Source organism: Sphingobium sp., from assembly GCF_035511395.1.
In the GTDB taxonomy this organism is placed as follows: domain Bacteria; phylum Pseudomonadota; class Alphaproteobacteria; order Sphingomonadales; family Sphingomonadaceae; genus Sphingobium.
Genome location: NZ_DATKFP010000441.1, coordinates 34,473 through 56,746 on the forward strand (window position 1 = coordinate 34,473; position 22,274 = coordinate 56,746).

The 22,274-nt window shown below is 64.1% G+C and carries 22 protein-coding genes; 14 read left to right on the forward strand and 8 right to left on the reverse strand.

Going from position 1 to position 22,274, the window contains the following annotated elements:
• Positions 1–56 precede the first annotated feature (56 nt).
• Positions 57–1,337: an N-acetylmuramoyl-L-alanine amidase gene (locus VMR39_RS29385; RefSeq protein WP_325421916.1), complete on the reverse strand. Its 1,281-nt coding sequence runs from the start codon at positions 1,335–1,337 to the stop codon at positions 57–59.
• Positions 1,338–1,864: 527 nt separating this feature from the next.
• On the opposite strand from VMR39_RS29385, the gene VMR39_RS29390 reads away from it, so the two are divergent.
• The 8 genes from VMR39_RS29390 (at position 1,865) to yihA (ending at position 10,307) form a co-directional block, all read left to right on the forward strand.
• The gene (locus VMR39_RS29390) at positions 1,865–4,564 is read left to right on the forward strand and encodes a ribonuclease E/G (protein ID WP_325421918.1); all 2,700 of its coding nucleotides are present in this window, start codon (positions 1,865–1,867) and stop codon (positions 4,562–4,564) included.
• Between the two features lie 136 nt (positions 4,565–4,700).
• Positions 4,701–6,050, forward strand: coding sequence for a M48 family metalloprotease (locus VMR39_RS29395; protein ID WP_325421920.1), 1,350 nt, complete (start codon positions 4,701–4,703; stop codon positions 6,048–6,050).
• Position 6,051: 1 nt separating this feature from the next.
• Entirely contained in the window at positions 6,052–6,834 is a 783-nt protein-coding gene (locus tag VMR39_RS29400; RefSeq protein ID WP_325421922.1) for a DsbA family protein, read from the forward strand.
• Between the two features lie 213 nt (positions 6,835–7,047).
• Complete coding sequence (gene rpmH / locus VMR39_RS29405) at positions 7,048–7,182, forward strand: 50S ribosomal protein L34 (protein ID WP_031308989.1); 135 nt, start codon at positions 7,048–7,050, stop codon at positions 7,180–7,182.
• 35 nt (positions 7,183–7,217) lie between these two features.
• Positions 7,218–7,670, forward strand: a complete 453-nt coding sequence (gene rnpA / locus VMR39_RS29410) for a ribonuclease P protein component (RefSeq protein ID WP_325422036.1) — start codon at positions 7,218–7,220, stop codon at positions 7,668–7,670.
• Positions 7,667–7,879 (forward strand): membrane protein insertion efficiency factor YidD, encoded by a 213-nt coding sequence (gene yidD / locus VMR39_RS29415; RefSeq protein ID WP_179043949.1) that lies wholly within the window; start codon positions 7,667–7,669, stop codon positions 7,877–7,879. The genes rnpA and yidD overlap by 4 nt, the downstream gene beginning before the upstream one ends.
• Positions 7,880–7,911: 32 nt before the next feature.
• Positions 7,912–9,615 (forward strand): membrane protein insertase YidC, encoded by a 1,704-nt coding sequence (gene yidC / locus VMR39_RS29420; protein WP_325421926.1) that lies wholly within the window; start codon positions 7,912–7,914, stop codon positions 9,613–9,615.
• Positions 9,616–9,659: 44 nt separating this feature from the next.
• On the forward strand, positions 9,660–10,307 hold the full coding sequence (gene yihA / locus VMR39_RS29425; protein WP_325421928.1) for a ribosome biogenesis GTP-binding protein YihA/YsxC: 648 nt from the start codon (positions 9,660–9,662) through the stop codon (positions 10,305–10,307).
• Between the two features lie 53 nt (positions 10,308–10,360).
• Here the strand turns inward: yihA and VMR39_RS29430 are convergent, their stop codons facing one another.
• Positions 10,361–10,765, reverse strand: a complete 405-nt coding sequence (locus tag VMR39_RS29430; RefSeq protein WP_325421929.1) for a hypothetical protein — start codon at positions 10,763–10,765, stop codon at positions 10,361–10,363.
• 378 nt (positions 10,766–11,143) lie between these two features.
• Between VMR39_RS29430 and prfB the strand changes: the two genes are divergently transcribed.
• From prfB to VMR39_RS29445, 3 genes are all read left to right on the forward strand, one after another.
• Positions 11,144–12,271, forward strand: coding sequence for a peptide chain release factor 2 (gene prfB / locus VMR39_RS29435; protein WP_325421931.1), 1,128 nt, complete (start codon positions 11,144–11,146; stop codon positions 12,269–12,271).
• Positions 12,271–13,005 (forward strand): class I SAM-dependent methyltransferase, encoded by a 735-nt coding sequence (locus tag VMR39_RS29440; RefSeq protein WP_325421933.1) that lies wholly within the window; start codon positions 12,271–12,273, stop codon positions 13,003–13,005. The genes prfB and VMR39_RS29440 overlap by 1 nt, the downstream gene beginning before the upstream one ends.
• Before the next feature lie 66 nt (positions 13,006–13,071).
• Positions 13,072–13,368, forward strand: a complete 297-nt coding sequence (locus VMR39_RS29445; protein ID WP_325421935.1) for a PilZ domain-containing protein — start codon at positions 13,072–13,074, stop codon at positions 13,366–13,368.
• A gap of 218 nt (positions 13,369–13,586) precedes the next feature.
• Here the strand turns inward: VMR39_RS29445 and VMR39_RS29450 are convergent, their stop codons facing one another.
• From VMR39_RS29450 to VMR39_RS29465, 4 genes are all read right to left on the reverse strand, one after another.
• On the reverse strand, positions 13,587–13,892 hold the full coding sequence (locus tag VMR39_RS29450; RefSeq protein ID WP_325421937.1) for a DUF5076 domain-containing protein: 306 nt from the start codon (positions 13,890–13,892) through the stop codon (positions 13,587–13,589).
• A 108-nt stretch (positions 13,893–14,000) separates the two neighbouring features.
• The gene (locus VMR39_RS29455) at positions 14,001–14,156 is read right to left on the reverse strand and encodes a hypothetical protein (RefSeq protein ID WP_325421939.1); all 156 of its coding nucleotides are present in this window, start codon (positions 14,154–14,156) and stop codon (positions 14,001–14,003) included.
• Between the two features lie 18 nt (positions 14,157–14,174).
• The gene (locus VMR39_RS29460) at positions 14,175–14,885 is read right to left on the reverse strand and encodes a hypothetical protein (protein WP_325421941.1); all 711 of its coding nucleotides are present in this window, start codon (positions 14,883–14,885) and stop codon (positions 14,175–14,177) included.
• Positions 14,886–15,003: 118 nt separating this feature from the next.
• Positions 15,004–16,215 carry a toxic anion resistance protein gene (locus VMR39_RS29465; RefSeq protein ID WP_325421943.1) on the reverse strand — a complete coding sequence of 404 codons (1,212 nt, stop codon included), beginning with the start codon at positions 16,213–16,215 and terminating at the stop codon, positions 15,004–15,006.
• Positions 16,216–16,370: 155 nt separating this feature from the next.
• Between VMR39_RS29465 and VMR39_RS29470 the strand changes: the two genes are divergently transcribed.
• Genes VMR39_RS29470 through VMR39_RS29480 form a run of 3 tightly spaced genes read left to right on the forward strand, consistent with a single transcriptional unit; the run spans position 16,371 to position 19,122 of the window.
• On the forward strand, positions 16,371–16,691 hold the full coding sequence (locus VMR39_RS29470) for a DUF485 domain-containing protein (protein WP_325421945.1): 321 nt from the start codon (positions 16,371–16,373) through the stop codon (positions 16,689–16,691).
• The gene (locus VMR39_RS29475; protein ID WP_325421947.1) at positions 16,688–18,379 is read left to right on the forward strand and encodes a cation acetate symporter; all 1,692 of its coding nucleotides are present in this window, start codon (positions 16,688–16,690) and stop codon (positions 18,377–18,379) included. Before VMR39_RS29470 ends, VMR39_RS29475 begins: the two co-directional genes overlap by 4 nt.
• 44 nt (positions 18,380–18,423) lie before the next feature.
• Positions 18,424–19,122, forward strand: coding sequence for a DUF899 family protein (locus VMR39_RS29480; protein ID WP_325421949.1), 699 nt, complete (start codon positions 18,424–18,426; stop codon positions 19,120–19,122).
• A 34-nt stretch (positions 19,123–19,156) separates the two neighbouring features.
• On the opposite strand, the gene VMR39_RS29485 is transcribed toward VMR39_RS29480, so the two are convergent.
• A complete protein-coding gene (locus VMR39_RS29485; protein WP_325421951.1) occupies positions 19,157–20,707 on the reverse strand; it encodes a S10 family peptidase in 1,551 nt (516 codons plus the stop codon).
• Positions 20,708–20,991: 284 nt separating this feature from the next.
• Positions 20,992–22,227 carry an aminotransferase class V-fold PLP-dependent enzyme gene (locus tag VMR39_RS29490; protein WP_325421953.1) on the reverse strand — a complete coding sequence of 412 codons (1,236 nt, stop codon included), beginning with the start codon at positions 22,225–22,227 and terminating at the stop codon, positions 20,992–20,994.
• Positions 22,228–22,274: the final 47 nt, after the last annotated feature.

A 22,274-nucleotide genomic window follows, 5' to 3' on the forward strand; every position in this document is an offset into this window, starting at 1 on the left:
GGTCAAAATGTCGTCAAGGCCAGTGGGGATAACACTGGCCGCCGCAACTCTTGCCCTTATCCTCCCGCCGCGCCGCCGCGCATGGCCAGCTTGCGGGCGAAATGTACCTCGATTGCGCGAGCGACGCCGCGGGCGATCTTCTCCTGCCCCTCGCGCGAGGAGAGGAAGGCGGCATCGTCGGCATTGCTGATATACCCGGTCTCGAACAGCACCGACGGCGTGTCGGGCGCCTTGAGCACCATCAGCGAGGCGAAGCGGTGATAGGCGCTGCGGAACGGCACATAGGGGGCGGCTTCCCGTTGCAACAGCCGGGCGAAATTGGCCGAAATATTGAGCGATTCGCGCTGGGTCAGGTCGATCAGGATCGACGACACGTCGCCCGACTGGCTGCCGAGGTTGACGCCGTTGATGATGTCAGCCTTGTTCTCCCGCGCGGCAAGTCTTGCCGCCTCACGGTCGGAAGCCGTCTCCGACAGGGTGTAGACGGTTGCGCCATGGGCGTCGCTATTTTCGGCCGCGTCGGCATGGACCGAAATGAACAGGTCCGCCCCCAGTTTGCGGGCGATGCCATAGCGTTCCTGCAAGATAAGGAAGCGATCATCGTCGCGGGTCAGCGCGACGCGCACCCGGCCCGACCGCAGGAGCTGGTCGCGGATCGTCTGCGCGATCGCCAGGGTCACATCCTTTTCGCGCTTGCCATTTTCCCGGTTGATCGCGCCCGGATCATGGCCGCCATGGCCCGCATCGATGACCACCAGTGGTCGCGTGCCGTCATTGGCGCCCTGCACGCGGGGCAGGGCCACGCCGCGCGCGGCCGCCGGGATCGGCACGCTGATCGAATGGAGGCGCTTTTGCGGGCGCGCGGCCATGTCTGCGGGCGCATCGAAACGGGTGCGGCCCCGGCCGATCTCGCTGCGGAACCGGTTGTCGGTGATATTTTGCAGCGAGAAGCTCAGCGACTTGCCGTCCGGCGCGATCTGCGCATTGCCGAGCGTCGCGGGAGAGGCAAGGTCCAACACCACGCGCGCGGTGCCGTCGTTGAGCTGTCCCTGCCGCACCGACGCAATCGCGCCATTGCCGGGCGAAAAGTTGAATCGCCCCATCTGCGCGCCATCGATGTCGAGCGCGATCCGGCGCGGCGCGTCCAGCAGGAAAGCCGACGCGCCATCGACCCGTTCGTCGAAACGCACGACCACCCGGTCGCCCTGCACGTCGACGCCGGAAATGCCGCCGGCGCTGCCGGGCGCGGCGAAGATCATCGTGCTTGCCAGGGCAAGGCTTTGAAGCATGCGACGTTTCTGCAACGCGCGCATGTTGGCCGTCCAGCCAAATTTCATGACGATATTCCGTCTTGAGCGTCCCCACGCTGAATATCGCATTAAGCATCGGCATCTTTTGCCTACGTAAAACGAGACGGTTAACGGCATTTTCAGTATGATTTGGCATCGCGTTGCCGACGGGGCGGGCGATGTTGTCACAATATTTCAGGCAGCCGTTGCTCCGGGGGTTTTTGGCTGCTACCCATTCACATAACTGAAAGACCGCCCATATCCGGCGGGCCTTCAGGGCAATGAGATAAGCATCGGTGGGCGCGGGATCGCACCCCTGCCGATGATGCAAACAGGTTGACGCTGCATGAGGCATGAATTTCCTTCCACGCTTGCCCCGGTCACGGGCGTAGCGGCGTGGATGGTCCGGCCCGGCGCCTTGTCCGGCCCTGCCGACGCAGCAGACGCGAAGTTTTTCCTTCAAACCCGGACGTTGCCGACATCCGCGCCCACATTGGAGCGCGCCCGGCCGTCCCTTCACTATCGCGTGGCGGCGCGGCTCCAAGCCGCAGCCTGCCCACGCCGGAGATTAATAAATGACAATGCGTATGCTGATCGACGCGCGCCACCGGGAAGAGACCCGGGTCGCGGTCGTCAAAGGTAACCGGATCGAGGAATTCGATTTCGAATCGGCCGAGCACAAGCAGCTCAAGGGCAATATCTATCTGGCCAAAGTGACCCGCGTGGAGCCTTCGCTCCAGGCGGCTTTCGTCGATTATGGCGGCAACCGCCACGGCTTCCTCGCTTTCAGCGAAATCCATCCCGACTATTATCAGATTCCGCGCGAGGACCGCGAGGCGCTGCTGCGTGAGGAACGCGCCCACGCCGAGGAAGAGGCTGCGCTGCGCGCCGATTATGATGACGAGGATGAAGACGCTCATCATGGCGAGGACGGCGTCGAAGTCGTCGAGGCGACCCATCATCATGACGATGAGGAGCATGTCGAAGGCGAAGCGCCCGAGGCTGCCAAGGGCGGAAACCGTCGCCGGGGCGGCGGCAAGGGCGATGACGCCGCCGACGAACTGCGTCGCAAGCGCATGGCGCTGCGCCGCCGCTACAAGATCCAGGACGTCATCAAGCGCCGTCAGGTGCTGCTGGTCCAGGTCGTCAAGGAAGAGCGCGGCAACAAGGGCGCTGCGCTGACCACCTATCTGTCGCTCGCCGGTCGCTATTGCGTGCTGATGCCCAACACCAGCCATGGCGGCGGCATTTCGCGCAAGATCAGCAACGCTGCCGACCGCAAGCGGCTGAAGTCGATCATCGCGGAAATGAGCCTTCCCTCCACCATGGGCTGTATCGTCCGCACCGCCGGTCTCCAGCGTACCAAGCCGGAAATCAAGCGCGACTTCGACTATCTCGCTCGCCTGTGGGATGAGATTCGCGAACAGACGCTCAAGTCCGACGCGCCCGCGCTGATCCATAATGACAGCGACCTCATCAAGCGGGCGATCCGCGATATCTACAACAAGGATATCGAGGAAGTGATCGTCGAGGGCGAGCATGGCTACAAGGCCGCCAAGGATTTCATGAAGCTGCTAATGCCGAGCCATGCGCGTCGGGTGAAGCAATATGCCGACGCCGTCTCGCTGTTCCAGCGCGCCAGCGTCGAGGATCAGCTGGCGGCGATGTACAACCCCGTCGTGCAGCTCAAGTCCGGCGGCTATCTGGTCATCAACCCGACCGAAGCGCTGGTGTCGATCGACATCAACTCGGGCCGTTCGACCCGCGAGCATGGGATCGAGCAGACTGCCGTCGCCACCAACCTCGAAGCCGCCCGCGAAATCGCGCGCCAGCTGCGTCTGCGCGACATGGCGGGTCTGGTCGTCATCGACTTCATCGACATGGAGATGAACTCCAACATCCGTAAGGTCGAGAAGGCGATGAAGGAGGCGTTGAAGGACGATCGCGCCCGCATCCAGGTCGGCCGCATCTCCGGCTTCGGCCTTATGGAAATGAGCCGCCAGCGCCTGCGCACCGGCGTACTGGAGGCATCGACCCGCCAGTGCCCGCATTGCGAAGGCACGGGCCTGGTCCGCACTGCATCGTCGGCGGGCCTTGGCGCGTTGCGCATGCTGGAAGAGGAAGCGGCGCGTGGTCGCGGCAGCGTCATCACGCTGCGCGCCAGCCAGGAGGCTGCCTTCTACGTTCTCAATAACAAGCGTCGCGAGCTGGACGAGATCGAGCAGCGCTATGGCGTGATGATCGTGATCCTGCCTGATGGTGAGATCGAAGGCGCGCGCATGTCGGTCGAGGCCAGCGGTCCGCGACCCGAACGCGTCGTCTCCTACGCCCCGCTCGCCGAGGAAGAGGATGACGCCGATCTTCCCGAGGAGGAAGAAGAGGAAGAGGTCGAGGAAGTCGAAGATGCCTCCGAGCGCGAGGAGCGCGGCGACCGTGGCGAGGATCGTGAAGGTGGCCGTCGCCGTCGCCGTCGCCGTCGTCGTCGTAGCGGCCAGCGCGACGAAAATCGTGGCGACGGTGCGACCGAAGGCGATGCCGAGGACGAGGCCGAAGCCGGCGAGGATGCCGAGGCCGAAGCTGTTGAGGCGGACGACGCCGACGCAGGCGAGGCTGTTGCCGCTGAAGCCGGTGAGGGCGAGGATGGCGGCGCGCGCCGTCGCGGTCGTCGCGGTCGTCGTGGCGGACGCCGTCGTCGCGAAGGCGGCGAAGCGAGCGTGACCGAGGACGGCGAATTGGCTGAACCGGTCGAGGCTGTCGAGGCCGAAGCTGCCGCCGAGCCGGTAGGGGAAGAAGCGCCGGCTGTCGAAGCAGCAGCCGAGGAAGCCGCCGAGCCGGCGCCCAAGACCCGTCGCCGTCCGCGTGCGCGCAAGAAGGCTGAACCGGAAGTCGTGGCTGAGGCTGCTGCGCCGGCCGAAGCGGTCGAGGCGCCTGCCGACGCGGCGCCCGCCGCTGCGCAAGAGCCTGCGCCCGAAGCGCCGGCCAAGCCCAAGCGCACCCGTAAGAAGAAGGTGGCCGAGCCTGCCGCTGAAGCCGAAGCGGCGCCCGCCGTCGAGGAAGTGGTTGCCGAGCCGGCCCCCGCCAAGCCGAAGCGTGCCCCGCGCAAGAAGAAGGTCGCCGAGCCGGCGCCTGAAGTCGTGGCGGAAGCGGCTGAAGCTGCTGCCCCGGTCGTGCAGGCGCTGGTTTCCGAAACCGAGCCGGCCGAGGAAGGCGCGGCTGGCGAGGAAGGCGAGGGCGGTCCGCGTCGCGGCTGGTGGCAGCGCACTTTCGGCCAGTAACGCCGGGACGCTCGCAATGAACAGGCGCCGCTGCTCCTCCGGTTCCGACCGGCGCGCAGCGGCGCTTTTCTTTAGGCCGTGCGATCATGCCTCCTTCACGGCAGGTTCAGCGCGGCCATGGCATCGGCTTTGCCCGATGACCCGATTTTTGCAGTGCATCGCCCTGGCGCTGGCGTCGTTCGCGCTCATGGCCCGCCCGGCGCTGGCCCAGCAGATCCTGCGCGATGCGGAGACGGAGGCCTTCATGGCCGACATGTCCGGCCAGCTCGTCAAGGCGGCCGGCATGGAGCCGAAGAATGTCCAGGTCATGGTCATCAACGATCCGGAGATCAACGCCTTCGTCGCGGGCGGCCAATATGTCTGGGTGCATAGCGGGCTGATCGCGCAGGCCGACAATGTGAACCAGTTGCAAGGCGTCGTCGCGCACGAACTGGGCCATATAGAGGGCGGCCATATCATCCGCTCGGGTGAGGGCATCAAGGAAGCGACCGGCGTGACGCTGCTCAGCCTGGTGCTGGGCGCGGCAGCGATCGCGGCAGGCGGCGCGGAAGCGGGCATGGGCATCATGGGCCTTGGCCAGCAGGCGGCAATGACCAAGTTCCTGGCCTTTTCCCGCGCGCAGGAAAGCTCGGCCGACCTTGCGGGCGCGCGCTATCTCCACGTCGCAGGTCTCAGCGGGCGTGGCAGCCTCGAATTTTTCAAGAAGCTCCAGAATCAGGAGTATCGCCTCGCGATTCCGCAGGACAACAGCTACGGTCGTACCCACCCGCTGTCGGGCGAGCGCATCAACGTGCTGCGCGAAGTCTATGAGGTCGATCCGGCCTGGAATACGCCGCCCGATCCGAAGCTGGAGGCACGGTTCGAGCGGATCAAGGCGAAGCTGATCGGCTTCGTGTCCGAACCAACCCAGACCTTGCAGAAATATCCCGAAAGCGACCGGTCGGTCCCGGCCCATTACGCCCGCGCTTATGCCTGGCATAAGAGCGCCTATCCGGAAAAGGCGCTGGACGAGGTGAACGCGCTGCTCACCGCCGTGCCGCACGATCCCTATTTCCTGGAACTGAAGGGCCAGATCCTGCTCGAAAGCGGCAAGCCCGCCGACGCGATCGCGCCACTGCGCGAAGCAGTGAAGATAACCAACCAGCCACTCATTTCCGTGCTTCTCTCCCACGCGCTGATCGCGACTGAGGATGAGGCGAATTTCGCCGAGGCCGAACAGGTGCTGCGCTTGGCCGTGCAGCGCGACCGGGAAAATCCTTTCGCCTGGTATCAGCTGGGCGTCGTCTACGAACGGCGCGGTGACATTCCGCGCGCGGCGCTGGCGACGGCCGAGCGCTACGAGATGATGGCGCAATATCCCATGGCGCTGCGCAGCGCCGATGCAGCGATGCAGGGGTTGAAGCCCGGCACGGTTGACTATCTGCGGGCGCAGGATATCGCGATGGTCTCGCGCGCGGCGATCGAGCAGCAGCGGAAGAAAAGATAGTATGACAGATCAGACCCGGCCGAGTTTTCGCGCCGCTTTATCCAACAGGACCATGCAGATGACCCTTGGCGGTTTCGCCTTCATCGCGGCTGCCGCCGGCGCCGCCCTCGCCGTGCAGGCGCCCGCCGCCGTCAGCCCGACCGACGTTAGTCCGGCAAATCGGGCGGCGATCGAGAAGATCGTTCACGACTATATTCTCGAACATCCCGAAATCATCCCGCAGGCGGTCGAAAAGCTCCAGGCCAGACGCCTGTCGGGCACCATCGACGCCAGCCGCAGCGCGCTTGAGACGCCCTATGCCGGCGCTTGGGAAGGGGCGGCGAATGCGGACGTCACCGTGGTGGAGTTCTTCGACTATGCATGCGGCTATTGCCGTGCATCCTTGCCCGATCTTGCGAAGCTGGTCGGCTCCGACGCGAAGGTGAAGGTCGTCTATCGCGAACTGCCGATTCTGTCGGAAGCCAGCAGCGACGCGGCCAAGGTGTCGCTGTTCGCGGCCGAGCGTGGCCAGTATATGCCCTATCACAAGGCGCTCTATGGTGCGGGCAAGGTGACGCGCGACACGATCATCGCCGCAGCGGCGAAGGCGGGCATCACCAGGTCGGAAGCCGAATCGGCGATCGCGTCGAGCAAATATGATTCGGAGATCCAGTCGAACATCGCCCTCGCGCAGAAATTGCAGGCGACCGGCACCCCGACCTTCGTCATCGGCGGCCAGGTGCTGAACGGCGCGGTCGGTTTCGATGCGCTCAAGGAAGGCGTTGCGGCAGCGCGGGGGAAGTAAGAAGTAGCCGTTCGTTTCGAACGCGGTCGAGAAACGCCGGCACAGCGCCATCCGCTTCTCGACACGCTCGAAGCGAACGGATCTCAGGATTGCATTCCCCGCCCATTGACTTCCCCACCCCTTTTCCCTATCGGACGGCCTCTGACTTGCGGCCGCTCTTTGGCGGCCCTTTTTTGTCACGCCTGATTCTCTATTTGTTTTGAGGAATGAACGATGAAGCGCACTTTTCAGCCGAGCAATCTGGTTCGGAAGCGCCGTCACGGTTATCGCGCCCGCATGGCGACCCCCGGCGGCCGCAACATCATTCGCGCACGCCGTTCGCGCGGCCGCAAGAGCCTGAGCGCCTGATTTCAACGCCTGAAAATGTCGTCGCGCCGGCCATGATGGTCCGGCGCGCGGATTTTCTGGCGGCGAATCGCGGGCGCCGCGCTCCCATGCCGGGCTTTGTCCTGCTGGTGCGCGAGCGTGGCGACGGCGATCCGGCGATGCGTTATGGCATCACGGTCACCAAGAAAGTTGGCGGCGCTGTCATCCGCAACCGGATGAAGCGCCGTTTTCGCGTCCTGGCGCGCGAATTGCTGCCGGTCCATGGCGTGGCCGGCGCCGACCATGTGCTGATCGGCCGCGAAGGCGGGATCGAGCGCGATTTCGGCATGCTGCACACAGAGTTGACCAAGGCTCTGGGCAAGATCATGACGCGGCCGATCGATCCGCCGCGCGATTCTGCTCGCCGGAAAGGCAAGCCGCATCGCCAGCCGGCGAAGCGCCCGCCGGAGCAGGGCCGACCCGAACAGGGCCAACCCGAACAGGGACCGAATCGGGAACCGGGTCGGTGATCGCCCGGCTGCTGATCCTTATCGCGCGCTTCTGGCAGCTTGGTCCTTCGCGCATTTTGCCCCCCACCTGCCGCTATGCTCCCTCTTGTTCCGAATATGGAATTCAGGCCGTGCGCAAATATGGCGCGATCAAGGGTAGCTGGCTGGGGTTCAAGCGGCTAATGCGATGCCACCCATGGGGCGGCTCGGGCTATGATCCGGTTCCCTGACACTGACGAATTGACCGCGGAGCGCAAATAGCGTGGACGACAAGAAGAATATTATCCTGGCGGTGCTGCTGACCGCGGCCATCCTGTTCGGCTGGCCCTATGTCTCACATTATTTCTTCCCGGCCGCCAATCCGCCGGCAACGAAGATCGAGGGCGGCAAGACGACTCCGGTCGCCGCGCCCGGCACCGACACCGCCGACGGCCCCGCCGTGATTCGCGATCGCGTGACTGTGCTGAAGGAAAGCCCGCGCGTCGCGATCCGCACGCCCAAGCTGGTCGGCTCGATCAACCTGAAGGGCGCGCGCATCGATGACATCGTGCTGCCGACCTACAAGGAAACCATCGCCAAGGATTCGCCCGACGTCCGCCTCTACAGCCCCTCGGGCACGCAGGACGCCTATTTCGCCGGCTTCGGCTGGCAGGGCGAAGGCCTCAAGATCCCGAACAAGGACACGCTCTGGACGGCGCAGGGCAATGAGTTGACCCCGACCAGCCCGGTTACGCTGACCTGGAACAATGGCGCGGGCCAGCTTTTCGAGATCCGCCTGTCGGTCGACGAAAATTACATGATCACCGCCGCGCAGAAGGTGTCGAACAGCGGCGCCGGCGCGATCGGCGTGAAGCCCTATGCCTATATCAGCCGCAACGGCATACCCAAGGATCCTGACACCTGGACCATTCATGTCGGCCCGATGGGCGTGTTCAACGGCGCGGCCAATTATGATGTGAACTACAAGGATCTGGACAAGGGACCGTCGACCCAGAGTTTCCAGTCCAAGGGTGGCTGGATCGGCTTCACCGACAAATATTGGCTGTCCGCGCTGGTGCCCGGCGTCGACGCCGACTTCGCCGGCCAGTTCCGTAAGGGCGCCGGTACGCAATATCAGGCTGACGTCGCGCTCGGTTCGACCATGCTCGCTCCGGGCAAGGCGGCGACGCAGAGCCTGCGCCTTTATGTCGGCGCGAAGGAAGTGAAGACGCTTCAGGCCTATGAGCGCGGCGGCGTGAAGCTGTTCGACCGCGCGATCGACTGGGGCTGGTTCTACTGGTTCGAACAGCCGATCTTCGCGCTGCTCCACTGGCTCTTTACCGTCATCGGCAATTTCGGTGTGGCCATCATCTGCCTGACCTTCTGCGTCCGTGCGCTGATGTTCCCGGTCGCCCAGCGCCAGTTCGCCAGCATGGCGGCGATGCGCGCGGTGCAGCCCAAGATGAAGGCGCTGCAGGAGAAATATAAGGACGACAAGCAGCAGCTCCAGATGAAGATGATGGAACTGTACAAGCAGGAGAAGGTGAACCCGCTCGCCGGCTGTCTGCCCATCTTCATCCAGATCCCGATCTTCTTCGCGCTCTACAAGGTGCTGATGCTGACGATCGAAATGCGTCACCAGCCCTTCGTGCTGTGGATCAAGGATCTGTCCGCGCCCGACCCGATGCACATCCTGAACCTGTTCGGCCTGCTGCCCTTCACCCCGCCGTCCTTCCTGGCGATCGGCGTGCTGGCGCTGCTGCTGGGCATCAGCATGTACCTCCAGTTCAAGCTGAACCCGGCCCAGATGGACCCGATGCAGCAGCAGGTGTTCGCGATCATGCCGTGGATGATGATGTTCATCATGGCGCCCTTCGCGGCGGGCCTGCTGGTCTACTGGATTACCAACAACTGCCTGTCGATGGCGCAGCAATGGTGGCTGTATCGCAAGCACCCGGTGCCCGCCCCGGCGACGGCAGCGAAATAAGGAAAAAGGAGATCCTCCCCCCAAAAGGGGAGGATTTTTTCGATATGACAGAAGAAGACAACACCATCCTGATCGAGGAAGCGCGCAAGCTGTTCTCCGGCCCGATCGCCTTCCTCAAGTCCGCGCCGACTCTGGACTATCTGCCGGACATGGCGGTGAACGAGGTCGCCTTTGCGGGGCGTTCCAATGTGGGCAAGTCGTCGCTCCTCAACGCGCTGACCAACCGCAACGGCCTTGCCCGCACGTCCAACACGCCGGGCCGCACGCAGGAACTCAACTTCTTCGACGTGGGCGATCCGTTGCGCTTCCGCCTCGTCGACATGCCCGGCTATGGCTATGCCAAGGCGCCCAAGGATCTGGTGAAGAAGTGGCGCTTCCTGGTGAACGACTATCTGCGTGGCCGCGCGGCCTTGAAGCGCGCGCTGGTGCTGATCGACAGTCGCCACGGCATCAAGGATGTCGACACCGACATGCTCGACATGCTGGACGGTGCGGCGGTCAGCTATCGCATCGTCCTCACCAAGTCCGACAAGATCAAGGCGAGCGAACTGGTCGCTGTCACCAAGCAGACCGCCGACGCGATTCGCAAGCGGCCGGCCGCGCATCCCGACATCATCGCCACGTCGAGCGAGAAGGGCATGGGCATTCCCGAACTGCGCGCCGCCGTGCTGGAAAGCGTGACGCAAGGGTGATGTAACCACCTCCGTTCGTTTCGATCGAAGCGAACGGAGGATGAATTATCCGTTCAGGCCGCCTGCTTCTGCTTCGGCCGGCCCAGTTCCATATCCATCAATATCTGAACCGATCGTACCGCCCCGCAAAAGGCGCAGGCGACCGCGTCGCTGCACGCGTGGATGATCGGCGCGGTCCGCCGGCCCTGTAGCAGGTTGATCAGCATATTCTCGTCCTCGGACAATGCCGGCACGCGCCCGGTCCGCAGCCGCCGGCCGAGCATCGTTTCCGTCAGTCCGAGCAGACTGTCGATCGCAGGCAGCAACTGTGCCCAGCCATGCCGGCCAAGCCGTGCATGAAGGCTCGCCAGCACGGGGCGCCCCGACCGCCGCGCCGCGCTCCAGTAGCGCATGGCGTCGACAAAGAGAAAGAGCGCCGCCGGGCTGTGGCGGGCGATCCGGGAAGAGGGGTGAGTCATGGGATAGCCTTTTCGTGAAGCCTGTCCCCCTTTGTCCGGCTGCTCGTTCTCTGCGGAACGAGTCGGGCCGAGGATGTGTTAGGCCGCTGTTATGTCCTGAAAATTTCATGCACATAACGGATGTGACGCGGAGCGGGCGGAATATGCGCCAAATTGTCATGAGTCTTCCGCTCGCCGACGGCTTGACGAACGGCCATTTCCTCAAGAAGGACGGCGGTTCGACAAAATCGCGGCGAATGCCCGAGCATTTTCAAGTCGGCCGGTGACGGTCGACGGCTCGGGAAATGCGGTACCGAAGGACTAGAGTGTTTTCGCTGCACGCGAAAACACTCTAGATGGGATATTCCTGTCGCGTGACAGGAAGAGTGGAGAAAGATCATGCGCGCCGAAGCGCAGCAATATATCGACCGTATCGACGCCGCGCTGGATCTGCTGCGCCGTTTTCTCGACTGGGACCGGGCGCTGCGCCGTCTGGACGAGCTGAATGCGCGCGTCGAGGATCCGACCCTGTGGGACAATGCGAAGCTGGCGCAGGAAGTGATGAGGGAGCGCACCCGGCTGGACAGCGCGATCGGCGCAACCCGGTCGATCGAGGCCGAGAAGACCGACAATGCCGAACTGATCGAAATGGCGGAGGCCGAAGGCGACGAGGATATGGTCGCCGAGGCGATCGCGTCGCTCAAGGCGCTGGCCGACCGCGCGGACGAGGACAAGATCAAGGCGCTGCTGGCCGGTGAAGCCGACGCCAGCGACACCTATCTCGAAATCCATGCCGGCGCGGGCGGCACCGAAAGCCAGGACTGGGCCGAAATCCTCAGCCGCATGTATCGCCGCTGGGCCGAACGCCGCGGCTTCAAGGTGGAACTGGTGGACTATCAGGCCGGCGAAACCGCAGGCATCAAGTCGGCGACCTTCCTGTTCAAGGGTGAGAATGCCTATGGCTATGCCAAGACCGAAAGCGGCGTCCACCGCCTGGTCCGCATCAGCCCCTATGACAGCGCGGCGCGCCGCCACACCAGCTTCTCGTCGGTGTGGGTCTATCCGGTAATCGATGACAATATCGATATCGAGGTCAAGGAAAGCGACCTCAAGATCGACACCTATCGCGCATCGGGCGCGGGCGGCCAGCACGTCAACACCACCGACTCCGCGGTCCGCATCACCCACGTCCCGTCGGGCATCATCGTCGCGTCGCAGAATGACCGGTCGCAGCACAAGAACCGCGCGACGGCCATGAACATGCTGAAGGCGCGCCTTTACGAAGCCGAACTGCGCAAGCGCGAGGAAGCGGCATCGACCGACTATGCCGCCAAGACGGAGATCGGCTGGGGCCACCAGATCCGCTCCTATGTGCTCCAGCCCTATCAGCTGGTGAAGGATCTGCGCACCGGCGTCACCTCCACTTCGCCCGACGACGTGCTGGACGGCGCGCTCGATCCCTTCATGGCGGCCGCGCTCAGCCAGAAGGTGACGGGCGAGAAGGTCGATGTGGAGGATGTCGACTGATGATGCGGGCGGCATTGGCGGGCATGCTTGTCCTGCTCGCCGCCTGTGATCAGCTGACCGGCGGCAACGAGGCCCAGCGCCCCGTCGCCGCGCAGGATTTCCCCCGCGCAGACCGCCCGGTCGCGCCGATCGTGTCGACCCGCTGGTCGAGTGAGGAAGCGCGCGACCGCGTCAACGAAGCGGAGGACATCATGGACCGGGCGAAGGTTCGCCCAGGCATGACCGTGGCCGACCTTGGCGCGGGCGAGGGCTATTATACCGTCCGCTTGGCCCAGCGCGTCGGCGCCAAGGGCCGAGTCCTCGCCGAAGACATATTGCCCGAAGTGATAGAGGCACTGTCCCGCCGCATCACCCGCGAGAAATGGGACAATGTCAGCGTCAAGCTGGGCGCGCCGGAAGACCCGCGGCTTCCGGAAAACAGCTTCGACCGCATCTTCATGGTCCATATGTATCATGAGATTTCGGAACCTTACGCCTTTCTCTGGCATCTCAGCCCCGCGCTCAAGAAGGATGGCGAACTGATCGTGGTCGATGCCGACCGGCCAACCGACCAGCATGGCACGCCGCCGCGCCTGCTCGCCTGCGAACTGGCGGCGATGGGCTTCCGTATGGAACAGCTGATTCCCAAGCCTACCGCCGGCGGCTATTTCGCGCGCTTCCGCCGCATTGCGGCACGGCCCGATCCGGCCAGCATCGTACCCTGCGCCTTCACTGGTCCCGAAAAACAGGGTTAACGTCCAAATATAGGGACACCCGACTTCGCACCTGCGTTAGAATTTGTGCAGTCGGGGAGATCAACGATGATTGATAACGAGTCCCTGGTCGCCGCGCGTCGCGCGGTGCGCCTCAAATTGTTCGAGCCTGTGGTGCTGCGGGTCCATGGCGTCGCCGAGCGCGCGCATCTGCTGGACCTGTCCGCCACAGGCGCGCTCGCTCATTGCGAGCAGCCTCCCTACACCGGCGACGCGGTGCGGATCGAAGGCGAAACGCTCTCGATCACCGGTCGCGTGATGTGGGTGCTGGGCAAAAGATTCGGCATCCATTTCGACCGGACCCTGACCGACACGATGGTGCTGCGCGTTGTGGAGGGCGACTAGGTTTTGCGGGGTGGGAGGAATCCCGCCAGCTTTCCATCGGCATTTCAGTGATCGAAAAACGGCCGCAGGCTCTTTCTCCCTCCGTGTTCTCCGTGCTGCCGCATGACTTAATTTTTCGCGCGGAGGCGCGGAGAACGCGGAGAAGGAAAGAGGACAGCAAAGGGTGGCTAGGAGACTGACAGGTTTCGACTTTAATAATACAAACGCAGACTTGGCCGTCAGTCGATGAAGTTACCAGTCGTAGCCGCTGTTGGTTCCTCTAGTTCGGAAGCAAAGCTTCTGAAAATCTCGCGGAGCGCAGTATCCCGATTTCGAAGCCCCTCTTTGGCAAGGGCATCTGCGAGATGCTTGGCAACATCAGCTAGTATAATGCCCCACGCTGTGTCTTCGGGTATTGGGCCACTTTCTTCGTAGACGCCGACCTTCAATGAGCAATGTAGCTTTTGCTCAGCGATCCAAACGCGGAGAGGCTCCCACGCATCAGCGTCACGCAATGCCGCAGGGGGGATCGCCCGTTCGTCCATGGTCACTCCAATTCACGACGACTGCTAATCACATGCTGGCGGCCCGTCCGCAATCAGGAACTGATCGCGCCGCCTTGAACGTCAAAAAATGGTCGAAAGCGGCCGCCTCTATCCCTTCCGCCGCCATCGCCGGAACAGCGATACGCCCAGGAATCCCCCGCCCACGACCGCCGCGATCGCGCCGCCGGCTGACGCCAGGGCCCAGGCGCCGGCGGCGAGCAGGCCCGTCAGGAAATCGACGATGATGAGGGTGAGGTGGATCATGACAGGAACAAGACGGCACTAATGTCCCAGTTCCTTGGCTTCCTGATATTTCAGTTCCAGAAACCGGTTCTGCGTCGCCAGCTTGTCGAGGTCGCCGCTCGCCAGAGTCTCGGTCATCCGCGCGATTTCGGCGTCGATGACGGATAGACCCTCGACCAGCTGCTTTTCCGGCACGCGGCCGTTGCGCTCCTCGCGCCGCAGCGGTTCGGGAATCGACTGATAGCCCGTCACCAGTTCGGGCAGATGGTCGGACAGCAGCTTGCGGATTTCCTGTGCAGCCGGTTCCTGCTCGCCCAGCCGCTCCAGTTGCGGCGCCAGCGTCTCCAGCCGCACGCCGATGCTGTCGACCAGCGTGACAGCCGGCGCGGGCAGGGCCTTGCGCTGGTTCTCCAGCCATATTTCGGTCCTGAGCGGCAGGGCGGTGAGTTCGCTTTGTGCCAACGCTTCCGTCCGCACCCGCCCTTCCGAAGGCAGGAGGGCGATCAGCAGCACTGCCGCGATCATCACGCCCAGCGCGATCATCACGCCGGTCACGCCCAGCGGCAGGATGAACCCCGCCACCGCGCTGCCCAGCACCACAGCCAGCACGGCCCAGAAGGCATATTTGACCTTCCGTATCAGCCCGGCATTGCGCCGCTGCCGCGCGCGCGTCGACAGACTCTGCCCGCGCTCGCTATGGCGGCGCAGTACGGCCTCCGCATCGGCCAGCACCCGGTCGGATCGGCTCATGCCTTGCCCTCCAGCAAACCCGTTCGGTTCGAGTAGCCGTCGAACTTGTCGAGACGGCGTATCGAGAACAGTTCTCGACAGGCTCGAAGCGAACGGAAAAGGGCGGGGCGCACGTTCATCACCCCTCGATCGCGCTCAGCAGGGGATTGTCCGCGCGCACTTCCTTCGCGGCCTGGGCCTGCCCCTCGGCGCGGGCGATATAGCCCTTGGACTTTTCGACCTCGTTCGACAGCGTGTTCACCGTCGTCTTCATATTCTCCAACGCCTTCATCTTGAACGTGTCGATATTGTCCATCGTGTCGTAGATATTCTGGAAGGCGCGCTGGAGCGTCTCGATCGGAATCGTGCTCGACGCCGCCTGCTCGTGAATCTGCGCGGTCTGGCTCTTGAGCAGTTCGCCGGTGCGGTCGATCATGTTGGCGGTAGTGGTGTTGAGCGCGCTGATCTGCTCCAGCACCAGCCTCTGCCCGGCCAGTGCCTGCGCCACCGTCACCGCCGTGCGCAGCGCCGCCACGGTCGTGGTGCTGGCGCGGTCGACGCCCTTCACCAGCTCGACATTGTTCTTCTTGACCAGATCAAGCGCCAGATAGCCCTGCACCGTCACCGCCATCTGCGTCAGCAGATCCTGCGTGCGCTGGCGGATATAGAAGAGCGCGCTTTCGCGGATCGCCTTGGCCTTGGCCGGGTCGGTCGAATCCAGTTCCAGCGCCTTGGATTCCAGCCGCTCATCCATCGTCTTGCTGATATGGATCATCTGCTCCAGACGGCCCATGGTCTGCCACATATTCTGGCGTTCCACGTCGATCGCGGCATTGTCCTTGATCAGCACGTCCTTGCCGCTGGCAAGGCTGCCGAGGATCGAATTGATGTGCCCCTGCGCGCTCTTGTAGCCGTCGAAATAGTCGCGCATCTTGTTGCCGAAGGGGATGATGCCGAACAGCTTCTTGGGCGCCAGCAAATTGCCGCGCTTGCCCGGATCGAGGTCTTCGACCGTGCGGCGCAGTTCGGCGAGGTCGGCGCCGACCTTGGTATCGCTGTCCATCGCGCGCACCGGCCGGTCGAGGAAGCGGTTGGAGTGGCCGGCGGCTTCCGCGATTTCCTTGCGGCCCATATTGGTCAGCTGGTCGACCCGCACGCCGAATTCCGGCGAATTGGCGTCCTGCGCGACGAGATCGGCGATGAAGGCATCGACCTTCTCGTCCAGCTTCGACTTCTTCTCCTCCTCGATCGGAACGAGGCCAGACGCCTTGTCGGGCGCAACCACGGGCACCGGGTCGGGCGGCGTCAGATTGAGCGTGTCAGCGGTAGCGGTCGGCGCGGTCGAAGCCATGTCATCTCCCAATAGCCCAAATCGGCCATCGACTGTCATATGTGCATAAAACAGTCGGGCCGCAAGTCTGCCCGCCTGCTATAAAGCCTCCGCCCATGCCATTGCAATCGCTCGACGGCCGGTTAGCATGGCCGGACATTGGGAGAGGAGGCGGGATGACGCAGCAAGAGGAAGATGCCCGGATCGCGGCGGTTGCGGCCGATCCGCGCTATGTCGCGCTGGTGGCGCGGCGCGCGCGGCTGGGCTGGTGGCTATCGGCCGTCATCTTCTGCGCCTTTGTCGGCTATCTGCTGCTCATCGCTTTCGACAAGGCATTGCTGGGCGCGCCGATCGGGGCGGGGGTGACGTCGATCGGCATTCCCATCGGCCTTGGCCTGATCCTGCTGGCGATCGCGCTGACCGGCCTCTATGTCGCCCATGCCAACCGCCATCATGACGCGCAGATGGCGCAAATCCTCAAGGACCATGGTGCATGAGGGCGTGGCTCGTCGCGCTCGCGCTGATCCCGTCTCCCGCCTTCGCCGCCGCGCTGGAGGGCGAGGCGGAGCGCCAGCCGATCAACTGGGTGGCGATCGCCATGTTCGTCGCCTTTGTTGGGCTGACCCTCTGGATCACCAAGGCGGCCGCCGCGCGGACGCGCACCGCGTCGGATTTCTACACGGCGGGCGGCGGCATCACCGGCTTCCAGAACGGCCTCGCCATGGCGGGCGATTATATGTCCGCCGCCTCCTTCCTGGGCATTTCGGCGCAGATCTTCAACGACGGCTATGACGGCCTCATTTACTCCACCGGCTTTCTGGTGGGCTGGCCGATCCTGCTGTTCCTGATGGCGGAACGGCTGCGCAATCTCGGCCGCTTCACCTTCGCCGACGTCGCCTCATACCGCTTCGCCCAGCCGCCGGTGCGCAGCTTCGCGGCGGTCAGTACGCTGCTGGTCGTCAGCTTTTACCTGATCGCGCAGATGGTGGGGGCGGGACAGCTTATCAAATTGCTGTTCGGTCTCCCCTATGCTCTGGCGGTGGTGATCGTCGGCGCGCTGATGATGCTCTATGTCCTGTTCGGTGGCATGCGCGCGACCACCTGGGTGCAGATCATCAAGGCGGTGCTGCTGCTGGGCGGCGCAAGCTTCATGGCGCTGATGGTGCTGGCGCAGTTCGGCTTTTCGCTGGAGACTTTGTTCGCCCGCGCGGTGGAGGTCAAGGCGCAGGCGGCGTTGGCCGACGGCGCAAGCGCGAGCGAAGCGGCGGAACGTGGCCGCTCCATCATGGCGCCGGGCAATTTCATCAAGGATCCGGTGTCGGCCATCTCCTTCGGTCTCGCGCTGATGCTCGGCACGGCGGGCCTGCCGCATATATTGATGCGCTTCTTCACCGTGCCGGACGCGAAGGAGGCGCGCAAGTCGGTGCTGTGGGCGACCGGCTGGATCGGCTATTTCTATATCCTGACCTTCATCATCGGCTTTGGCGCGATCGTGCTGGTGGGGACGGATACGGGCTATCTGGATGCGGAGGGCGCGCTGCGCGGCGGCGGCAATATGGCGGCGATCCACCTTGCCCACGCCATCGGCGGCAATGCGTTTCTGGGCTTCATCTCAGCCGTGGCCTTCGCGACGATCCTCGCCGTGGTAGCGGGGCTGACGCTCTCGGCCGCCTCGGCTGTCAGCCATGACCTCTATGCCACCGTGTTCAAGCAGGGGCAGGCCAGTTCGGTGGACGAACTGCGCGTGTCGCGGCTGACGACGCTGGCGTTGGGTGCGCTGGCGGTGCTTCTGGGGCTGGTGTTCGAGAAGCAGAATGTCGCCTTCATGGTCAGCCTCGCCTTCGCGCTGGCGGCGTCGGGCAATTTCCCGGTGCTGATCCTGTCGCTGCTCTGGAGCGGCTGCACCACGCGCGGCGCGGCCTGGGGCGGGACGATCGGATTGCTGACCGCCTTCATCCTGACCCTGCTGTCGCCTGCGGTCTGGACCACCACCTTCGGACTTGGGCTGGCGCCTTTCCCCTATAGTTCGGCCGCGATCTTCTCGGTTCCGGCGGGTTTCATCGCCATCTGGCTGATCTCGCGCCTCGACGCCTCGCCCCGCGCTGCTATCGACAAGGCAGGCTGTCCCGCCCAGCGGGTGCGCGCCGAAACCGGTATCGGCGCCTTCGCCGCGAGCGACCATTGAACCATCCTGCCTCTCCTCGCGTTCGACGCGCGAGGAGAGGCAGGATGGACCAGATACTGAAACCCGCAGAGACGTTGGCGGCCGGCCGCAAGCCGGTCTTCCCCGGCGAAAGCGACGCCTATCGCGAGGCGCGCACCGCCTTGCTGGCGGAAGAGATCGAGTTTCGCCGCCACATGACGCGCCTCGTCGAACAGCGTCAGGCGCTGCCACCCGGACCGCTGATCGCGAAACATTATCGCTTCAAGGACGAACAGGGGTTCGAGGTCGGCCTGTCCGACCTGTTCGGCGACAGGCAAGTGCTCGTCACCTATTACTGGATGTACGGCCCGGAACGGGAGCGGCCCTGCCCGATGTGTACCAACTGGGTCGGATCGGTCGACGGCAACGCCGCCGACATCAAGCAGCGCGTCGCCTACAAGATTTTGGGCCGTAGCCCGGTCGAACGGCAATTCGCCTTCGCGCAGGAGCGGGGCTGGCGCAACACCGACTTCGTCCAGACGATCGGCGACGATTATGCCAATGACCTGGGCCTGCTCCAGCCCGACGGCGAATATCCCGCGCTCGTCGTGTTCCGGAAGGACGAAGACGGCATCCGCCTCTTCTGGATGAGCGAGATGACGGGCGAGATGGCCGATCCGGGGCAAGACCCGCGCGATGCCCCGGACATCGCCTCGCTCTGGTCGATCCTCGACCTGACGCCGGAAGGCCGGCCACCGACCTGGTATCCCAAGCTGCGCTACTGAAAAGGGGCGGTGTCGCCACCGCCCCTTTCATCGTTTAGCGCGCGCCTTCCGCGTAATAGCGCTCCATATCGAGCCGCATCTGATGCAGCGCTTCCGGGTTCAGATAGACCATGTGGCCCGCCGGATAATATTTGAACTGGAGGTTCTGGCGCAGCTGCGGCTCCAGCATCATGTGCTTGAGGTCGCGCTCGGTCGAGAAGAAGGGCGTGGCCATATCATACCAGCCGTTCAAGGACAGCACGCGCAGATGCGGGTTGGTGCGCATCGCGGCGCTGAGGTCGGCGGTCACGTCCGCAACATTCTGCTTGCCGCCTTCCGGGGGCGTATGGCTCCAGTCCCACTTGAAGTCGCCGCCTTCACGCGCGCTCAGGCGGTAGCTGAGGTCGGTCTTGTAGCCGATCTTGTTCGTCAACTGATCCAGGAAGCTGCCGACATAAAGGCCGGTGATGCCGGTGCTGGACGGATCATATTCGGGATCCTCGCCCGCCGCGTCGGCGTCAATGCCCTTGTAGCGGCTATCGAAACGGCCGATCGTCTCATGTCCGTCGCGCAGCAATTCCTTGCGGAAGCGGGACAGGCTGACGCGCAGATTGGCGCGCTTCAGATAATCGACCGACAGGCCGGTGAAGCGGCTCAATTGCTGGGCGATCTGGTCGGTTTCTTCGGCGCTGATATCGGACCCTTTGAGCAGCGCTGTGGCATAAGGACCGTTGGCGAACGTGCGCGATTCCTCGACAAAGGCTTCCAGGCTGGCGGGGCGGCCGCCGGGCACGCGGTTATGATACCAGGCGGTCGCGGCATAGCTCGGCAGATAGCCGACATGGATCGCGTCGAAGCCCGACTGACGAATGCCGTAATTCATGATCGACGACAGCAGCACCACGCCGTTCAGCGCCAGTCCGCGATCCTCCAGCTGATAGGCAAGCGCCCCCGACCGGGTCGTGCCATAGCTTTCGCCGAAAATATATTTGGGCGACGCCCAGCGGCCATTCTTCGTCGTGTAGCGGATGATCGCCTTGGCAAAGGCGTCCACATCCCCGTCGACGCTGTAGAAATCGGACGGCTTGGCGTCGCCCAATATGCGCGAATAGCCCGACCCGATCGTGTCGAGGAACACCATGTCGGTGCTGCCGATCAGGCTGTCATTGTTCGGGCCGACGTCGAAGGGCGCGGGCTTGACCGCTTCGGGATTGCCTGTGCGGACATGTTCGGGCGCGAAGCTGCCCATGCGCAGCCAGAGCGAGGAGGAACCGGGGCCGCCATTATAAAAAAAGGTGACGGGGCGGTTCTTACCCGCCGCCGTATAGGCGGTGTAGAACATGCTCGCGACCGGCTTGCCCTTTTCGTCGCGAATGGTGAGCGTGCCGGCGGTCTGGGTGTAGGGAATGGACTTGCCGTCCACGCGGGCCGTGCCCTTGCTGCTCTGGGCGACTTCCTCGACCGGCGCGCCGGCCCAGTTGGCCGCGATTTGCTCGGCGACCTTGTCGGCATGTTGCTTGGCGGCGTCGGGCGCGTCCTTTTGCGCGTAAGCAGGGGCGGCGAGGGCGATCAGGGAGGCGAAAGCGAAAATGGCGGCAGACCGCATGAAGGCTCCTTGCAACGATATGGTATATTATTGGCGACGGGCCGCACCATAGAAAGGTCGGCCCGTGGGGCAAGGGATATTGCGCTTTTGTAAAGCAGGGGTTGCCTTGATCCCTCTCCCCACGGCGGAGAGGGCTGCGCAGACTTGGCAGCTTGCTGCCTTAGTCGTAGCTGGGTGAGGGGGATGCAACGTCGCCAGAAGAAGCCAGCATCGCGCCAGCCCAACTCCGCCTAGCCGCTACGCGGCAAGGCTTCGTATCCTTCTCTCCGACGGGGAGAAGGGTTTCACGTCTGTCGCAGCGCCTCGATCACCGCCGCCACATCCTCATCGCTATTATAGACATGGGGCGAAAAGCGGATCGCCGGCATGCCGCCGACCTTCGACGCAGCAGTGGCGATCTTCGCCTGCCACAGCTTCGCGCGCATCGCGGCAACGTCGCGGCCGGGAAAGGCGACGGTGATGACCGGCCCGGTGATCGCCGCCGCGCCGCTGCCGAAGGGTTTCGCCCCCGCTACGCCCGCCAGCGCCTGCCGCATCGAGGCTCCGCGTTCGCGCGCCGCCTGCTCGATCGCGGCCTCGCCCACGCCGTCCAGCACGTCCAGTGTCGCTGCGACCGCCATCAGTCGGGGATCGTCGCGCTGGCCCAATATCTCATATTTCTGCGCCGTGTTCAGGTTAGCCGGATCGGTCAGCCAATAGCCATGGCTCATCATGATCGGCTGCAATTCCGCCAGCCGCTCGCGCTTCACATAGAGGATGCCGCCCTCCAGCGGACCCATCAGCCATTTGTGCGTGCTGCCCGAATAGCTGTCGACGCCCAGCGCAGCGAGGTCCAGCTGCATCCAGCCGAAACTCTGCGCGCCATCGACATGCAGCCATATATTCCGCGACCGCGCGAGCTTCGCGATCTCCGCCACCGGATAGACGATGCCGGTGATATTGCTCATGTGCGACAGGAAGATCGCTTTGGTATCGGGCGTCACGGCGGCGGCGATGCCGTCGAACAGTTGCTGCGGCGTCTTCGCCTCGACCGGCACCGGCACGACATGCAGGTCCAGCCCCTCGCGCTCTGCCCGCAACTTCCAGCTGTCCCAGGTCGAAGGATGATTATGGTCGGTCAGGATGATCCGATCCCCGGCCTTCAGCGCCAGCCCGCGCACCGCCACCGTATTGGCCTCGCTCGCATTGCGGACCAGCGCGATTTCCTGCGCCGTGACCTTCAGCCGCCCGGCGATCCGTTCGCGCAGAGCATCGGCGGCCTTGGGATAGAGCGCGCGCCGCTCGACCGATGGGTCGGTCTGGAATGCGCGCGTCTCCCGCTCATGGATCGCCGCCACGCTGCGGAAGGTCGGGGCGATATTGGCCGCGTTGAAATAGCGGATGGCGGGATCGAGGATCATCGCTTCGCGTAGCATCGGCTTTCCCGCCGCGCTCAGCATCTGCGGCGTCAGCGCCAGCGGCGCGGCGACGGCAGCGGCCTGCATCAGGGTGCGGCGGCTGATAGGCGGGCTGTCGGTCATGCGCGTCTCCTCACTCTTGCACGCGGTTCGACGGATGGCGCCGTCCA

Coding starts and splice junctions, on each gene's coding strand:
- VMR39_RS29385 (WP_325421916.1), bottom strand. CDS start 1,337: ATGAAATTTGGCTGGACGGCCAACATGCGCGCGTTGCAGAAACGTCGC.
- VMR39_RS29390 (WP_325421918.1), top strand. CDS start 1,865: ATGACAATGCGTATGCTGATCGACGCGCGCCACCGGGAAGAGACCCGG.
- VMR39_RS29395 (WP_325421920.1), top strand. CDS start 4,701: ATGACCCGATTTTTGCAGTGCATCGCCCTGGCGCTGGCGTCGTTCGCG.
- VMR39_RS29400 (WP_325421922.1), top strand. CDS start 6,052: ATGACAGATCAGACCCGGCCGAGTTTTCGCGCCGCTTTATCCAACAGG.
- rpmH (WP_031308989.1), top strand. CDS start 7,048: ATGAAGCGCACTTTTCAGCCGAGCAATCTGGTTCGGAAGCGCCGTCAC.
- rnpA (WP_325422036.1), top strand. CDS start 7,218: ATGGTCCGGCGCGCGGATTTTCTGGCGGCGAATCGCGGGCGCCGCGCT.
- yihA (WP_325421928.1), top strand. CDS start 9,660: ATGACAGAAGAAGACAACACCATCCTGATCGAGGAAGCGCGCAAGCTG.
- VMR39_RS29430 (WP_325421929.1), bottom strand. CDS start 10,765: ATGACTCACCCCTCTTCCCGGATCGCCCGCCACAGCCCGGCGGCGCTC.
- prfB (WP_325421931.1), top strand. CDS start 11,144: ATGCGCGCCGAAGCGCAGCAATATATCGACCGTATCGACGCCGCGCTG.
- VMR39_RS29440 (WP_325421933.1), top strand. CDS start 12,271: ATGATGCGGGCGGCATTGGCGGGCATGCTTGTCCTGCTCGCCGCCTGT.
- VMR39_RS29445 (WP_325421935.1), top strand. CDS start 13,072: ATGATTGATAACGAGTCCCTGGTCGCCGCGCGTCGCGCGGTGCGCCTC.
- VMR39_RS29450 (WP_325421937.1), bottom strand. CDS start 13,892: ATGGACGAACGGGCGATCCCCCCTGCGGCATTGCGTGACGCTGATGCG.
- VMR39_RS29455 (WP_325421939.1), bottom strand. CDS start 14,156: ATGATCCACCTCACCCTCATCATCGTCGATTTCCTGACGGGCCTGCTC.
- VMR39_RS29460 (WP_325421941.1), bottom strand. CDS start 14,885: ATGAGCCGATCCGACCGGGTGCTGGCCGATGCGGAGGCCGTACTGCGC.
- VMR39_RS29465 (WP_325421943.1), bottom strand. CDS start 16,215: ATGGCTTCGACCGCGCCGACCGCTACCGCTGACACGCTCAATCTGACG.
- VMR39_RS29470 (WP_325421945.1), top strand. CDS start 16,371: ATGACGCAGCAAGAGGAAGATGCCCGGATCGCGGCGGTTGCGGCCGAT.
- VMR39_RS29475 (WP_325421947.1), top strand. CDS start 16,688: ATGAGGGCGTGGCTCGTCGCGCTCGCGCTGATCCCGTCTCCCGCCTTC.
- VMR39_RS29480 (WP_325421949.1), top strand. CDS start 18,424: ATGGACCAGATACTGAAACCCGCAGAGACGTTGGCGGCCGGCCGCAAG.
- VMR39_RS29485 (WP_325421951.1), bottom strand. CDS start 20,707: ATGCGGTCTGCCGCCATTTTCGCTTTCGCCTCCCTGATCGCCCTCGCC.
- VMR39_RS29490 (WP_325421953.1), bottom strand. CDS start 22,227: ATGACCGACAGCCCGCCTATCAGCCGCCGCACCCTGATGCAGGCCGCT.